The sequence below is a fragment of the Jiangella gansuensis DSM 44835 genome (assembly GCF_000515395.1).
Lineage (GTDB): Bacteria > Actinomycetota > Actinomycetes > Jiangellales > Jiangellaceae > Jiangella > Jiangella gansuensis.
Window position 1 is genome coordinate 450,685 of sequence record NZ_KI911782.1, and the last position, 15,029, is coordinate 465,713.

11 protein-coding genes are annotated in these 15,029 nt (G+C 70.9%); 9 read left to right on the top strand and 2 right to left on the bottom strand.

The window, feature by feature from the left end:
- Window positions 1-1,167, bottom strand: a complete 1,167-nt coding sequence (gene rhaI / locus JIAGA_RS0102300; protein ID WP_026874419.1) for an L-rhamnose isomerase — start codon at window positions 1,165-1,167, stop codon at window positions 1-3.
- A gap of 159 nt (window positions 1,168-1,326) precedes the next feature.
- On the opposite strand from rhaI, the gene JIAGA_RS0102305 reads away from it, so the two are divergent.
- From JIAGA_RS0102305 to JIAGA_RS0102335, 7 genes are all read left to right on the top strand, one after another.
- A complete protein-coding gene (locus JIAGA_RS0102305) occupies window positions 1,327-2,334 on the top strand; it encodes a LacI family DNA-binding transcriptional regulator (protein WP_026874420.1) in 1,008 nt (335 codons plus the stop codon).
- A 228-nt stretch (window positions 2,335-2,562) separates the two neighbouring features.
- A complete protein-coding gene (locus JIAGA_RS27050; RefSeq protein ID WP_051425581.1) occupies window positions 2,563-4,809 on the top strand; it encodes a 5'-nucleotidase C-terminal domain-containing protein in 2,247 nt (748 codons plus the stop codon).
- A gap of 133 nt (window positions 4,810-4,942) precedes the next feature.
- On the top strand, window positions 4,943-7,564 hold the full coding sequence (locus JIAGA_RS27055; protein WP_051425582.1) for an ExeM/NucH family extracellular endonuclease: 2,622 nt from the start codon (window positions 4,943-4,945) through the stop codon (window positions 7,562-7,564).
- A gap of 81 nt (window positions 7,565-7,645) precedes the next feature.
- Window positions 7,646-8,995: a dipeptidase gene (locus JIAGA_RS0102320; protein ID WP_026874421.1), complete on the top strand. Its 1,350-nt coding sequence runs from the start codon at window positions 7,646-7,648 to the stop codon at window positions 8,993-8,995.
- Window positions 8,992-9,543, top strand: coding sequence for a DUF1697 domain-containing protein (locus JIAGA_RS0102325; RefSeq protein ID WP_026874422.1), 552 nt, complete (start codon window positions 8,992-8,994; stop codon window positions 9,541-9,543). Before JIAGA_RS0102320 ends, JIAGA_RS0102325 begins: the two co-directional genes overlap by 4 nt.
- A 99-nt stretch (window positions 9,544-9,642) precedes the next feature.
- Window positions 9,643-10,683 carry a M14 family zinc carboxypeptidase gene (locus JIAGA_RS0102330; protein ID WP_035811986.1) on the top strand — a complete coding sequence of 347 codons (1,041 nt, stop codon included), beginning with the start codon at window positions 9,643-9,645 and terminating at the stop codon, window positions 10,681-10,683.
- 98 nt (window positions 10,684-10,781) lie between these two features.
- The gene (locus JIAGA_RS0102335; protein ID WP_157552582.1) at window positions 10,782-11,246 is read left to right on the top strand and encodes a hypothetical protein; all 465 of its coding nucleotides are present in this window, start codon (window positions 10,782-10,784) and stop codon (window positions 11,244-11,246) included.
- 109 nt (window positions 11,247-11,355) lie between these two features.
- Here the strand turns inward: JIAGA_RS0102335 and JIAGA_RS0102340 are convergent, their stop codons facing one another.
- Window positions 11,356-12,180 (bottom strand): SDR family NAD(P)-dependent oxidoreductase, encoded by an 825-nt coding sequence (locus JIAGA_RS0102340; RefSeq protein WP_035813241.1) that lies wholly within the window; start codon window positions 12,178-12,180, stop codon window positions 11,356-11,358.
- Between the two features lie 111 nt (window positions 12,181-12,291).
- Here JIAGA_RS0102340 and purF point away from each other — a divergent pair, with 111 nt between their 5' ends.
- Together purF and JIAGA_RS0102350 are read left to right on the top strand one after the other, a co-directional pair.
- Window positions 12,292-13,881 carry an amidophosphoribosyltransferase gene (purF, locus tag JIAGA_RS0102345; protein WP_026874426.1) on the top strand — a complete coding sequence of 530 codons (1,590 nt, stop codon included), beginning with the start codon at window positions 12,292-12,294 and terminating at the stop codon, window positions 13,879-13,881.
- Between the two features lie 205 nt (window positions 13,882-14,086).
- Window positions 14,087-14,920, top strand: coding sequence for an SH3 domain-containing protein (locus JIAGA_RS0102350; RefSeq protein WP_211239476.1), 834 nt, complete (start codon window positions 14,087-14,089; stop codon window positions 14,918-14,920).
- Window positions 14,921-15,029 lie beyond the last annotated feature (109 nt).

Sequence of the window (15,029 nt, forward strand, 5' to 3'; positions counted from 1 at the left end):
TCAGGCTCCCCAGCCCGCCTGGGCACCGTCGGCCCGCTCGGAGCTGATCTTCTCGAAGTAGCCGGAACGGTGGTACGCGGCGATCGGGTCCGGGTCGAGTCCCTGCTCCTCGCGCAGGTCGGCGAGCAGCGGGCGCACGTCGGTGTTGTAGGCGTCCATCAACGCACCGTTCGCGCCGAGCACGTCGCCGTCGGCCTGCGCCTTCGCCAGGGCGTCGGCGTCCACCAGCAGCGCCTTGGCCAGCGCCTCCTGGACGTTGAGCACCGAACGGATGACCGCCGGGATCTTCGGCTCGATGTTGTGGCACTGGTCGAGCATGAAGTTGACCCTCGACTCCGGCCGGTGCGCGTCCTGGCTCACGATCTCGTGCAGGATGCGGAACAGCTGGAACGGGTCGGCGGCGCCCACCATGAGGTCGTCGTCGGCGTAGAAGCGGGAGTTGAAGTCGAACGCGCCGAGGCGGCCGGCGCGCAGCAGCATCATCACGATGAACTCGATGTTCGTCCCGGGCGCGTGGTGGCCGGTGTCGAGCACGACGGTGGCGCGCTCGCCCAGCGCGAGGCAGTGGCTGAGCGACGTGCCCCAGTCCGGGACGTCGGTGGCGTAGAACGCCGGCTCAAAGAACTTGTACTCCAGCAGGATCCGGTGGTCGTCGTCGAGTGCGGCGTAGATCTCCTGCAGCGCATCCGCCAGCCGCTCCTGCCGGTCGCGCAGCGAGTCCTGCCCGGGGTAGTTCAGACCGTCGGCCAGCCAGATCTTCAGGTCGGTCGAGCCGGTGGCCCGCATCACGTCGATACAGCGCAGGTGGTGTTCGACGGCCTTCTTGCGGATGGCCGGATCGGGATTCGCGAGCGAGCCGAGCCTGTAGTCGTCGTCCTGGAACACGTTGCTGTTGATGGCGCCGATCTCGACCCCCAGCTCGGTGGCGTGACGGGCCAGCGCCGCGAAGTCGTCGACCAGGTCCCAGGGGATGTGCAGCGAGACGCGTGGCGCCGCGCCGGTATAGCGGTGCACCTGGGCGGCGTCGGCGATCTTCTCGAACGGGTCGCGCGGCACCCCCGGCTGACCGAACACCTTGAACCGGGTGCCGGAGTTGGCGAACGCCCACGAGGCCGTCTCCACCCCCAGACCTCGGACTGCCGCCTTCACCGCGTCATTGGTCCTCATGCGCTGCCTCCAGCCCCGCTTGTGGGCGCCTCAGGTTGAACCGTTCCATCGTGCTGCGGGATGAATCGTTTCATATTTCATCGCAAGCTACGCGCCCGGGCCCGGCGCGTCAAGGGACGATGCCGCTGCCTGCAACCGTCCAGGCAGTAAGCTGCGACGATGGCAGGAGCTCCGAACATCCGCGAGGTCGCCCTGCGCGCCGGCGTGTCGGTCGGCACGGTCTCCAACGTGCTCAACCGGCCAGAGCTGGTGGCCGAACAGACCCGTGAGCGTGTCCACGCCGCCATCGCGGAACTGGGGTTCGTGCGCAACGACTCCGCCCGGCAGCTACGGGTCGGCCGCAGCCGCACACTCGGGCTGGTCGTCCTGGACGTCGCCAACCCGTTCTTCACGGATGTGGCCCGCGGCGTCGAGGACCTCGCCAACCAGGAGGGTCTCGCGGTCATCCTGTGCAACACCGACGAAGACCCCCGCAAGCAGTCGTCCCACCTGGACCTGCTGGCCGAGATGCGGGTCCAGGGGGTGCTCATCAACCCGATCGACGCCTCCGACGGGCGCATCAAGACCCTGCGCGAACGCGGCACTCCGGTGGTGCTGTTCGACCGGCTGGGCGACCCCACGGTGGAGTGCTCCGTGGCCGTCGACGACCTGCTGGGTGGCCGGCTGGCGGCCCAGCACCTGATCGACAGCGGGCACCGCCGCATCCTCTTCGTCGGCGGTCCGCTGACTCTGCGCCAGGTGCAGGAGCGCTACGACGGCGCTGTCGACGCCATCGAGGCCAGCGGCGCCGACATCGAGATGGGTGCCGTGACGACGCCGGCGCTCAACGTGGTCGGTGGCCGCATGGCCGGCGACCAGATCGCGGCATCGGGTGACCTGCCGTCCGCGGTGTTCTGCGCCAACGACCTCGTCGCGCTGGGCGTCCTGCAGGCGCTGACCCACGCCGGGCTGCGGGTGCCGGCCGACGTGGCCATCGTCGGTTACGACGACATCGACTTCGCCGCCGCGGCGGCGGTGCCGCTGACGTCGGTGCGCCAGCCGCGGCAGCTGCTCGGCCGGACCGCGGCGGAGCTGCTGCTGGCCGAGACCACCGAGGCCGAGCACACCCACCGGCAAGTGATCTTCGAGCCGGAGCTGATCGTGCGCGACTCCAGCGCCCCGCGCTGACCCCCAAATGATCACGTCCGGCATGGCTGTGTTCGCTTCACCACGGATGCTTGCCTGGTGAAGCGGGAGAGCGCCTAGGGGTAGCCGCGCCGCGCGAGGCGCCCGCCCGACGTACACCTGTTGACGTCCCCGTGATCGGCGCGACAGCCTGTGCCGTGATGTATGCCCGCCGTTCACAATCGGCCGATATGTTCTGCTGCGGTCATCAGTCTTGTAGGGGGTAGTTCTATGCGCCTGAACGGGCGTATCCACGGAGTCCTCGCGGCCACAGCCGCACTCGGGCTCGCCGGCGCCGGCGTCGCGTTCGCACCTGCCGCGGCCGCCGCCACCGTCACCATCGACATCTACGGCATCAACGACTTCCACGGCCGCATCGTCAACAGCGGTGGCGAGGAGGCCGGCGCGGCGCACGTCGCCGGTGCGATCAACGCGTTCCGCGACGCGCAGCCGAACTCGCTGTTCGTGTCCGTCGGCGACAACATCGGCGCGTCGACGTTCGAGTCCTTCATCCAGCAGGACCAGCCCACCATCGACTTCCTGAACGCCGCTGGGCTCGACGTCAGCGCCGTCGGCAACCACGAGTTCGACCAGGGTTTCGACGACCTGACCGAACGGGTCATCCCGGCGTCGGAGTTCCCGATCCTGGGCGCCAACGTCTTCGAGGAGGGCGGCACCGAACCGGTCCTGCAGCCGTACGAGGTCATCGACGTCGACGGTGTCGCGGTCGGCTTCGTCGGTGCGGTCACCGAAGCCATGCCGTCGCTGGTCAGCCCGTCGGGCATCGAGGGGCTGGAGTTCCGCGACATCGCCGAGTCGGTGAACGCCGTGGCCGACGACCTGTCCGACGGCGACGACGGCAACGGCGAGGCCGACGTCGTGGTCCTGTTGGTGCACGAGGGCGCGGCGAACGCCAGCGTCGAGGCGGCCACGAGCGGCGACTTCGGCGAGATCGTCACCGGCGTGAACGCCAACGTCGACGCCATCCTCTCCGGCCACACGCACCAGCGCTACGCCCACCAGCTCGAGCTCGACGGCCGGGACCTCCCGCTGCCGGTCCTGCAGGCCGCCGACTACGGCAAGGCCATGGACAAGCTGTCGTTCCAGGTCGACAACGTGACCGGCGAGATCCTCGGCGTCTCGGCCGAGATCCTCCCGCTGACCGAGGAGGTCGGCGAGGACTGGGAGCCGCTGTACCCAGCCGATCCCACTGTGGCCGACATCGTCAAGCAGGCGGAGGACGTCGCCGACGACCTCGGCGCGGAGTCGCTCGGCGAGATCACCGCCGACTTCAACCGCGCCAGCCAGTCCGACGGCAGTGAGAACCGCGGCGGCGAGTCGCCGCTGGGCAACCTCGTCGCCGACATCCAGCTGGCCGCCGCGCAGGTGACCGACCCCACCGCGCAGATCGCCTTCATGAACCCGGGCGGCCTGCGCACCGACCTGTCCTACGCCAGCAGCGGCCAGGGCGACCCGGACGGCAACGTCACCTATCGGGAGGCGGCGCTGGTCCAGCCGTTCGCGAACACGCTGGTGACCACCACGCTGACCGGCGAGCAGATCGTCCAGGTGCTCGAGGAGCAGTGGCAGCCGGAGGGCGCCTCGCGGCCGTTCCTGAAGTTGGGCGTCTCGGCCGGGTTCAGCTACACCTACGACCCCGCCGCCGCGGCCGGTGAGCGCATCACCTCTGTGACTCTCGATGGCGAGCCGCTGGACCCGGCCGCCGGGTACCGCGTCGCCGTCAACTCGTTCCTCGCCTCCGGCGGCGACAGCTTCTTCACCCTGGCCGAGGGCGTCGACGCCGCCGACACCGGCCAGGTCGACCTGCAGGCCACGGTCGACTACTTCGGCGCCAACTCGCCGGTCACGCCGGACTACGCGCAGCGGGCCGTCGGCGTCACCTGGGTCAGCGACCCCGCCGCGGTCTACATGCCGGGCGACGAGCTCGCGGTCGACCTGTCCTCGCTGCTGTTCAGCAACGGTGAGCCGGTCGACACGTCCGCGACGGTGACGCTGGGCGGGGCCGACCTGGGCACCGTCGAGATCGACCCGGCCATCGTCGACACCACCGACGAGGTCGGCCGGGCGTCCGTCCGCGCCATCACTCCGGCCGAGGCCGCGGTGACCGCCGCGGACGCCACCGAGACCGCGCTGGTGATCTCGCTGCCGGAGACCGGCACCGAGGTCACGCTCCCGGTCACCGTCGACCTCGGCGACGAACCGGGCACGGACGACGGCGGCGACGACGGCTCCGAGGACGGCACCGACGACGGCGGCACCGACGACGGCGGCACCGACGACGGCGGCACCGAGAGCGGCACCGACGACGGCGGCGAACTGCCCGACACCGGCTCGTCCGGAGTGGTCTGGTGGATTGTCGGCGGCGTGATCGTGCTGGCCCTCGGCGGCGGTCTCTACGCGCTGTCCCGGCGCCGGGCGTCCGCGCCGGACAACGGCGCCGGCGGCTCGTCCGGCTAGACGCCGATGGTGGTGCCCCGCGGACACCCGCGGGGCACCACCGCGACACCCACACGTCCCCGACGCCACCGCGGCACGATCTCGTCGCCCCGCGACATTCGTACCCACCCATCCCTCAGCGAAAGGCCGTCCGATGCGCTCGACACGGCGTTCCACCCGATGGCTGGCGGCGGTCGCCGCGGCCGGACTCACCGGCGGCAGCCTCGTCGCCGCGCTCGCCAGCGGGTCCGCGCTCGCCGCGGACGACGACCCCTTCATCAGCGAGATCCACTACGACAACGTCGGCACCGACACCGGTGAGGCCATCGAGGTGCAGGCCGCCGCCGGCACCGACCTGTCCGGCTGGCAGCTCGTCCTGTACAACGGCAACGGCGGCGCGGTCTACGACACCCGGACCCTCAGCGGCGCGGTGCCGGAGGCGGGCGTCGTCGTCGCGACCTACCCGGCCAACGGCATCCAGAACGGCTCACCCGACGGCGTCGCGCTGGTGGGGCCCGACGGCACCGTCGCGGAGTTCCTCTCCTACGAGGGCGGCATGACCGCGGTCGGCGGCCCGGCGGATGGCATGTCCAGTGTGGACATCGGGGTCTCCCAGGCCAGCTCCACACCGGTCGGTCAGTCGTTGCAGAAGGTCGACGGCACCTGGACGGGCCCGGTGCAGAACACGTTCGGTGCACTCAACGGCGGTGGTGACCCCGATCCCGACCCGGATCCCGAGCCGCAGGACGCCACCATCCCGGAGATCCAGGGCACCGGCCCCGACTCGCCGCTCGACGGTGCGGTCGTGACCACGGCCGGTGTCGTGACGGCCGCCTACCCGACCGGCGGGTTCGGCGGCTACTACATCCAGACGCCGGGCAGCGGCGGTGACGAGCCGCGTACCGCGTCGGACGCCGTCTTCGTCTACTCGCCGGCCACGGTCGGCGAGGTCGAGATCGGCGACCACGTCCAGGTCACCGGCGAGGTCACCGAGCACTTCGGCCTGACCGAGATCGTGGTGGACGCCGACGGTCTCGACCTGCTCACGGAGCCCGCCGAGGCGGTCAAGCCGGTCACCTTCGAGCTGCCCGCCGACGACGCCGCCCGCGAGGCCTACGAGGGCATGCTGGTCAGCCCGGTCGAGGGTTTCGTCGTCTCCGACACCTACGCGCTGGGCGGCTGGGGCACCAACGCCTTCGGCTCGATCGGCCTGGGCTTCGGCGGCCCGCTGGTGCAGGAGACCGACGTCGCCGCGCCGGGCTCGCCCGAGTACCAGGACGCCGTCGCCGACAACGCGGCCCGGTCGGTCACGCTCGACGACGGCCAGTCCAACCGCACCCCGGCCAGCGCGCAGGTGCCGTACCTGACGGCGCAGACGCCGCCGCGGACCGGCGCCGGCGTGACGTTCCACGAGGACGTCATCTTCGACTACCGGTTCCAGTGGAACTTCCAGCCGACGGCACCGGTCCACGGCCCGGCGCCGGACGTCGTCACGTTCGACACCGGCAACACCCGGGCCGCCAACGCCGAGCCCGAGGACGTCGGCGGCGACCTGCGGATCGCGACCTTCAACGTGCTCAACTACTTCACGACGCTCGGGACCGACCTGCCCGGTTGCGAGCCCTACACCGACCGCGACGGCAACCCGATCAGCGTGGCCCGCGGCTGTGACGCCCGCGGTGCGTGGGACGCGGAGAACCTCGAGCGTCAGGAGGGCAAGATCGTCGCGGCCGTCAACGGGCTGGGCGCCGACGTCGTCTCGCTGGAGGAGATCGAGAACTCGGCGCGGTTCGGCAAGGACCGCGACGCGGCGCTGGCGACGCTGGTGAACGCACTGAACGAGGACGCCGGCGCGGGCACGTGGGCGTACGTCGAGTCGCCCGCCCAGCTGCCGGCGGACGAGGACGTCATCCGCAACGCGTTCATCTACCGCACCGCGGCCGTCGAGCCGGTCGGCGAGTCGGTGATCCTCACCGGCGACCCGGCGTTCGACAACGCGCGCGAGCCGCTGGCGCAGCGCTTCGCCTCCGTCGAGTCCGGCTACGAGTTCCTCGCCGTCGTCAACCACTTCAAGTCCAAGGGCGGCGACTGCGGCGACCTGCCGGAGGGATGCTTCGACGCCGACCGTGTCGAGCAGGCCGAGTCGCTGGTGGCCTTCGCCGACGACCTGGTGGAGCAGACCGGGGTCGAGGACGTGTTCCTGCTCGGCGACTTCAACTCCTACGGGCAGGAGAACCCGATGCAGGTGCTCTACGACGCCGGCTACACCGACCTGAACGAGGCCTACGCCGGCGAGCACACCTACGTCTTCGACGGCAAGGTCGGCTCGCTGGACTACGTGCTCGCCAGCTCGTCTGTCACCGAGGCCGGTCTGGTCAGCGGCGTCGACGTGTGGAGCATCAACTCGGTGGAGTCGGTGCTGTTCGAGTACTCCCGGTTCAACTACTTCGCCAGTGAGCTCTTCCAGGCCGGCACCGTGTTCCGGGCCAGCGACCACGACCCGATCCTGGTCGGTGTCCAGACGCCCGGCCCGGTGACGTTCGACGACGTCCGCGCGATGGTGGAGGATTACGCCGCCGCGGGCACCGTCAACCGGTCGCAGGCGGCCCAGCTGAACGCGCACCTGGCGACCGCCGAGCGGCTGGCCGGTCGTGGACTGGCAGGACCGGCCGACCGGTCGCTGGCCCGGTTCGCCACAGTGGCAGAGCGGGTGGCCGACGACGAGGCCCGTGACGCGCTGCTGGCGGCTGCCGCTGAGTTGCGCGAGCAGCTGTAGACGCGAGTCGTCGCTGAGGGCCACTCTCCTGGTGGGGAGGGTGGCCCTCAGCCGTCGGAGGCGACCCCTAAAGTGTCGGGCATGACCGATCTCCGGGCCGCCGTCGAGGCCGTTCTGCCGTCCGTCCGCGCCGACCTCGAGAGGTTGGTGCGCATCCGCAGCGTGAGCGCCGATCCGGCCCGCGCCGACGACGTGCGCGCCAGCGCCGACGCGGTGGCCGAGCTGGCCCGCGGCGCCGGTGCCGCCGAAGTCGACGTCGTCAGTGTCGACGGCGGCGCGCCGGGGGTCATCGCCCGCTGGCCGGCGCCGGCGGGCGCTCCCACGGTGCTGCTCTACGCCCACCACGACGTGCAGCCCACCGGCCCGCGCGAGCAGTGGAGCAGCGACCCGTTCGAGGCCACCGAGCGCGACGGCCGCTTGTACGGGCGCGGGGTCTCGGACGACAAAGCCGGCGTGGCCGCGCACATCGCGGCGCTACGGGCGTTCGGCGGGCGGCCGCCGGTGGGTGTCGTGCTGTTCGTCGAGGGCGAGGAGGAGATCGGCTCGCCCACGTTCACGGCCTTCCTCGAGACGTACCGGGAGCGGCTGGCGGCCGACGTCATCGTCGTCGCCGACTCCGCGAACTGGACGCCAGAGGTCCCGGCGCTGACCACCAGCCTGCGCGGCCTGGCCGACTGCGTCGTCACCGTCCGGGTGCTCGACCACGCGGTGCATTCCGGCGTCTTCGGCGGGCCGGTCGTCGACGCCCTCACGGCGCTGTGCCGGCTGTTGGCCACGCTGCATGACGACAAGGGCGACGTGGCGGTGGCGGGCCTGGTCACCTCCGAGGCCGCCGATGTCGACTACCCCGAGTCGCGGTACCGGGCCGAGGCCGGCGTCCTCGACGGCGTGCAGCTCGCCGGCACCGGTTCGCTGGCCGACCGGCTGTGGGCGCGCCCGGCCGTGTCGGTGCTGGCCATCGACGCGCCACCGGTGGCCGACGCCGCCAACATCCTGCTGCACGAGGCGCGGGCCAAGGTGAGCCTGCGGCTGGCGGCCACCCAGGACCCGCAGGCGGCCCTGGACGCGCTGGCCGCGCACCTGCGCGAGCACGCGGAGTTCGGGGTACAGGTCGAGGTCGGTGACGGCACGGTGGGCGGCGGCTGCGCGCTGCCGACGTCCGGTCCGGTGGTCGAGGCCGCGGAGGCGGCGCTCTCCGAGGCGTTCGGCGTCCCGTCGGTGCGGGCAGGCATGGGCGGCTCCATCCCATTCATCGCCGAGTTCGAGGAGACCTTCCCGGACGCCACCGTGCTGGTCACCGGTGCCGGCGACCCGGACTGCCGCGCACACGGCCTGGACGAGAGCCTGCACCTGGAGATGTTCGCGAAGAACTGCCTGGCCGAGGCGCTGCTGCTGCAGCGCCTGGCGCCGGCTCAGGCGCCGGGGGCATGACCCGCTACGCCGCGCTGCTGCGCGGCATCAACGTCGGCGGTCACAACACCGTCCGGATGCCCGAGCTGCGCAGCATGGTCGAGTCGCTCGGCCACACCGACGTCGTCACCTACATCAACAGCGGCAATGTCGTGTTCACCAGTGGCGCCGGTGGGGCCGGCCGGGCCGAGCTGGAGGCCGGTATCGAGGACCGTCTGGAGGCCGAGCTGGACAGGCGCATCACGGTCCTGGTGCGCTCCCGCGACGAACTCGCCGAGGCCGTCGAGGCCAACCCGTTCCCGGACGCCGTACCGAACCGGCTGTTGCTGGCGTTCCTTCGCACCGCGCCTGCCGAGGATCAACTCGCCGCGGCAGCCGCCGTCGAGTCCGGTGCCGACGAGTTCCGGCTGCTCGGCTCCACGTTGTATCTGCACTGCCCGGACGGCATGGGCCGCAGCAAGCTCGCGGCGGCGCTGAGCAAGCCGGTCAGCGACGGCACGTCCCGCAACCTCGCCACGGTGCGCAAGCTGGTGCAGTTGGCGGGCGGAGAAACGCCGGAAAGATCTTGACAGCGGGTGAGTCGCACCGTTAGAGCTGGTATCCCCGAATTTCACCCAGCCGTGCCACATCCTCCGCAGCGGGACGGCGCCAGCCTCGAGGAGCTGCCAATGCTGCGCTCACGTCGATCGATCTCCGCCCTCGCCATCAGTGCCGCCACGGCGCTGACGCTGTCGGCCGCGCCCGCGGTCGCCGAACCCGCCACCGTGCCCGGCGGGCCCTGGGTGGAGGACTCCCAGCACGTGTCGCTGGAACGCCTGCACACGTACGCCGAGCTCACCGACGCCCTGCACCAGCTGGAACGACGCAGCAAGGGCAACGTGGACGTCAGCAGCATCGGCACCACGAACGAGGGCCGCGACATCTGGTACGCCCAGGTGGGCACCGGCGCCACAAAGGTCCTCTACGTCACCCAGCAGCACGGCAACGAGCCGCTGGGCACCGAGGCCGCGCTGCGCGTCCTGCAGCAGCTGGGCACCTCGAAGGCCTCATGGGTGCGGGACATGCTCGGCGAGATCACCCTCGGCGTGGTGGTCCGGGCGAATCCCGACGGCACCGAGCGGTTCCAGCGGCAGAACGTCGACCCCGGCTGCTCCGGCGCGTTCTGCCTGCCGGGCGTCGGCTACGACATCAACCGCTATCACGACCCGGCCATCGACCCTGCCGACAACCCCGTCCCCGAGGCGGCAGCCGTCCAAACGCTGGTGCGGCAGTGGCAGCCCGACATCACCGTCGACTACCACCACCAGGGCTCCTACGTCGCCGACGACGGCAGCATGATCACCACGTCGATCCTGTGGCCCACCAACGCCGGAGTCGCTCCCGCGGTCGTGGACGCGTCCAAGCAGGTCGCCGTCACGGTGTACGACGCGCTCTCCGCCTACGGGCACGGCGAGGTGAGCCAGTACCCGGGCGGCGACATCGCCGGCATCGCCCGCAACTCCTTCGGCCTGCAGGGCAGCGCGAGCCTGTTGCTGGAGCTGCGTGGTGGCATCGGGCAGAAGAGCAGCGGCTACCTGATCCGGCAGGCCTACGTCTCGATGCTGGCGGTGGCGCAGGCGGCAGCGGACGGCACGCTGGCGTCGGTGGACCCGAGCAGCGCCGACGACATCCCGCCGCGCGGCCCGGCAGTTTCCGACGAGGAGGAGTAGACCCGGCTCACGTACGCCTGTCGATCATGGTCTGAGGGGTCGTTCCGCGCACGGGACGGCCCCTCGGCCGTGATCGACTTCTCCAGTCGCGTTCTCGGGTGAGCGCTGCACTGGGAAACTGGGGCATGGACAACGAGGCGATCCTGCTGCAGGTGCGCGACGGCGAGCTGGTGGGCGTCGGTTCCTGGGTCTACGTCTGGCTGCGGCCCAGCACGGACCAGCCCGTGATCTACGTGGGCAGTACAGGGGTGCCGCCGGTGGTGCGGACCTGGCTGCATCTGCACGACGACGACCCGGACGTCGGCCGCGTCGTGGCCCGCTACCCGGACGCCGCGCACGAGGCCATGGATGTCCTGGCCTTCTCCGTGCCGCGGCATCTGTCGCGCTCCGCGGTGAAGGCGGCGCTGATCGACCTGCTCGACACACGCGGGCTGCTGTCCGATCGGTACGCCGGGGATCAGCCCGGTCTGCTCACCCCCGACGGCGGCGCCTCCCCCACCGCGGAGTGGATGGCCGACCAGGTCGCCGCCCACAGCGGCCCGGCCCGCCCGGATGGTCGCTGACCCCTCGCCCAAACCACGTTGATCTTGGAGTTCTTCGGGAATCCATCGGACATTTCGGGCCGCATTTCACGCGTCAGTCCAAGATCAACGGGATCGGTGGGGCGGGCCGTCACCGATGGGCGGCGAGCGCCCGATCGACCAGGGCGTCGCTGAGCTCTCGCAGCCGCCGGCGCGCCGAGGCGGCGGCTGCCTGCGGGTTCGGCTCGGTCCGCTCGGTCTGGTCGAAGTAGGCTCCGCTGACCTCGGCCAGCGCGGGGTCGGTCACGAGCCGCACGGTGGCCTCGCCGCCGTCGTCCAGCGTGCTCAGTGGGTTGAGCTGGGTCTCGCGCACCATGGTGGTGTTCATCAGGCTGGCCGGATGCAGCGCATTCACCGTGACGCCGGTGCCGCGGAGTTCGGCGGCCAGGTCGATGGTGAACATGATCTGCGCGAGCTTGCTCTGCCGGTAGGCGCGGAACCCGTCGTATGCCGATTCCAGCATCGGGTCGTCGAAGTCGATGGGGGCCTGGCCGATCGAGGCGACGTTGACGATGCGTGCCGGGGCCGACGAAAGCAGCGTCGGCAGCAGCCGCCGGGTCAGGTGGTAGCCCGCCAGGTAGTTGACCGCGAACCGCAACTCGATGCCGTCGGCGCTGAGCTCGCGGCCTCCGCCCGGCGGGCCGAAACCGACGGCGGCGTTGTTCACCAGCACGTCGAGCGTGTCGAACCGGGCGGTGAACTCGTCGGCGAGCCGGTCCACCTGGACCAGGTCCGCCAGGTCGGCCAGTAGCGTCCCGGCCGGGCCGCGGCCGCCGGTGCGGCGGAGCTCGGCGGCGGTGTCGTCAAGACGGGCCTGGTTGCGGCCGTGCAGGATGACGTCGGCGCCATCCGCGGCCAGCCGGCCGGCGAGCCAGCGGCCCAGCCCGTCGGTGGCTCCTGTGATCAAGACCTTCATGGTGATGCGAACCACAGGACGGCGGGCCGTCTTCCCCATGATCGCCGACGATTTCGCCGCGATGAGCCGGGGAATCGTTGATGATCAAGGGTTCGCCCTACACTGGGTGCCGTGGCCCGGGGTGATGGACGACTCACACACGACATCGACCCACAGGAGAAGGGACCGCAGGACGCCTGCGGCATCTTCGGCGTGTGGGCGCCAGACGAAGAGGTCGCCAAACTCACCTACTTCGGCCTGTACGCGCTGCAGCATCGTGGCCAGGAGTCCGCCGGCATCGCCGTCGGCAACGGCCAGCAGATCCTCGTGTACAAGGACATGGGCCTGGTCAGCCAGGTCTTCGACGAGTCCACGCTGAACACGCTGACCGGGCACGTCGCCGTCGGGCACACCCGCTACTCCACCACCGGCGGCAGCCACTGGCAGAACGCCCAGCCCACGCTCGGCGCCACCCCGGCCGGAACGGTCGCGCTGGCCCACAACGGCAACCTCACCAACACTGCCGAGCTTCTCGACACGGTGCACCAGCGGGTCGGCACCGACATCGGCGAGCTGCGTTACGGCAACACGACCGACACCGCGCTCATCACCGCGCTGATGGGCTCCTACGCCGACCGGACGCTCGAAGAGAGCGCGCTGCAGGTGCTGGCGCAGGCCCGTGGCGCGTTCTCGTTGGTGTTCAGCGACGAGTCCACGCTGTACGCGGCCCGCGACCCGCAGGGCGTCCGGCCGCTGGTGCTGGGCCGGCTCGAACGTGGCTGGGTGGTCGCCAGCGAGACGGCTGCGCTCGACATCGTCGGTGCCTCGTTCATCCGCGAGGTCGAGCCGGGCGAGCTGGTGGCCATCGACGCCGACGGCCTGCGCTCGCACCGGTTCGCCGCCGCGGCCCCGAAGGGCTGCCTGTTCGAGTTCGTCTACCTGGCCCGCCCCGACACCCAGATCTCCGGGCGGTCGGTGCACCAGACCCGGGTCGAGATCGGCCGGCGGCTGGCCCGCGAGCACCCGGTCGACGCCGACCTCGTCATCCCGGTCCCGGAGTCCGGAACTCCGGCCGCGGTCGGTTACGCCGAGGCGTCCGGCATCCCCTACGGCATCGGCCTGGTCAAGAACGCCTATGTCGGGCGTACCTTCATCCAGCCGTCGCAGACCCTGCGGCAGTTGGGCATCAGGCTCAAGCTCAACCCGCTGCGCGAGATCGTCGCGGGTAAGCGGCTCGTCGTCGTCGACGATTCCATTGTGCGCGGCAACACCCAACGGGCCTTGGTGCGGATGCTGCGCGAGGCCGGCGCCAGCGAGGTACACGTGCGCATCTCCAGCCCGCCGGTCAGCTGGCCCTGCTATTACGGCATCGACTTCGCCTCCCGGGCCGAGCTCATCGCCACCGGCCTGTCCACCGACGAGATCCGCCGCTCGATCGGCGCCGACTCCTTGGCCTATGTCGACCTCGACGAGCTCGTGGAGGCCTCGACGGTGCCGAAGGAGAAGCTGTGCCGGGCCTGCTTCGACGGCGTGTACCCGATCGAGCCCCCGGAGCGTGCGGGCAAGGACCTCCTCGAGCAGTCGGCCATTCCCGGCATCACCGGGTGCGAGTCCCCGGACCGCGAGGGTTATGAGCGATCCGCGTCACTCGGTGACCCGACCGATGGGCTGAACACGCTGCTCAGCGCGGGTGGGGCGGCTGACTCGCTGAAGCGGCCGTGATCGAAGTTGTGACAAATCGCCCGTTTTGTGGTTGCCTGCTCTTCGGTCACGAAATGGTCTCGACCGCCGACGAGGGAGGAACGTAGTGCCGCGGTCCCGTCATGGACGGTCTCGTCACAGACGCACCAAAGCCCATCCGCTCACTCGTCGTATCGTCCTCGTTGCCGCGCCCGCGGTCGTAGCTGCCGGCGCCGCCACCGGAGTGGTGTTCTGGCCGGACGACACCGACGGGTCGATTGCCGCCGACGCCACCACCACGCTCGGCATCCCGGAGCGCGAGCGAGTACCCAGCCGGGGTGAGGACCGCCTCGAGCTGCCCTCGGTCGCCCCCACGCCGAGCGCGACGCCGACTCCGACACCCACCCCGACCCCAACGCCCACGCCGACTCCCACCCCGACGCCGACGCCCACTCCGACCCCGACTCCGACGCCGGAGCCGACGGTCGCCGGGCACCTGTTCGTCACGGCCGGGCTGAACGTGCGCACCGAGCCGGACCCGGACGCCGAGGTGCAGACGGTGCTCGGCACCGGCACTCAGGTGGCCATCACGGGCGCCACCCAAGGCACCTGGTCGCAGATCCTGCTCGAGGACGAGGTCTACTGGGTCGCCACCGAGTACCTCGCCGAGACCGAGCCGGAGGAGGAGCCGTCCGGCGGCATCTCCGCGGCCGAGTGCGCCACCGGCTCCTCGGTCGAGGACGGTCTTCAGCCCGACGCCATCCGGGTGCACCGTGCGGTCTGTGCGGCGTTCCCGGACGTCTCGTCCTATGGCGGGCTGCGTCCCGGCGACGGCGGCGAGCACGGTTCGGGCCGCGCGCTGGACATCATGGTCCGCGGCTCGCTGGGCGACCAGATCGCCGCGTACGTCCGCGAGAACTACCAGGCGCTGGGCGTCAGCGAGGTCATCTGGGAACAGCGCATCTGGACCGTCGAGCGCTCCAGCGATGGCTGGCGGCCCATGGAGGATCGCGGCGACGACACCGCGAACCACTACGACCACGTGCACGTCACCGTGTACGGCAACGAGGGCACCAGCTGACGTCGGCCCACGGGCAAATGATCACGTCCACCATGGGTCTGCCCCCTTCCCCAGGAATGCTTGCCTGGTGAAGCTGGCAGACCCATGGTGGACGTGATCATTTCCAAGG

Bases quoted from the DNA above. Each gene is read 5' to 3' on its own strand.
- rhaI (WP_026874419.1), bottom strand. From the start codon at position 1,167: ATGAGGACCAATGACGCGGTGAAGGCGGCAGTCCGAGGTCTGGGGGTG.
- JIAGA_RS0102305 (WP_026874420.1), top strand. From the start codon at position 1,327: ATGGCAGGAGCTCCGAACATCCGCGAGGTCGCCCTGCGCGCCGGCGTG.
- JIAGA_RS27050 (WP_051425581.1), top strand. From the start codon at position 2,563: ATGCGCCTGAACGGGCGTATCCACGGAGTCCTCGCGGCCACAGCCGCA.
- JIAGA_RS0102325 (WP_026874422.1), top strand. From the start codon at position 8,992: ATGACCCGCTACGCCGCGCTGCTGCGCGGCATCAACGTCGGCGGTCAC.
- JIAGA_RS27055 (WP_051425582.1), top strand. From the start codon at position 4,943: ATGCGCTCGACACGGCGTTCCACCCGATGGCTGGCGGCGGTCGCCGCG.
- JIAGA_RS0102320 (WP_026874421.1), top strand. From the start codon at position 7,646: ATGACCGATCTCCGGGCCGCCGTCGAGGCCGTTCTGCCGTCCGTCCGC.
- JIAGA_RS0102330 (WP_035811986.1), top strand. From the start codon at position 9,643: ATGCTGCGCTCACGTCGATCGATCTCCGCCCTCGCCATCAGTGCCGCC.
- JIAGA_RS0102340 (WP_035813241.1), bottom strand. From the start codon at position 12,180: ATGAAGGTCTTGATCACAGGAGCCACCGACGGGCTGGGCCGCTGGCTC.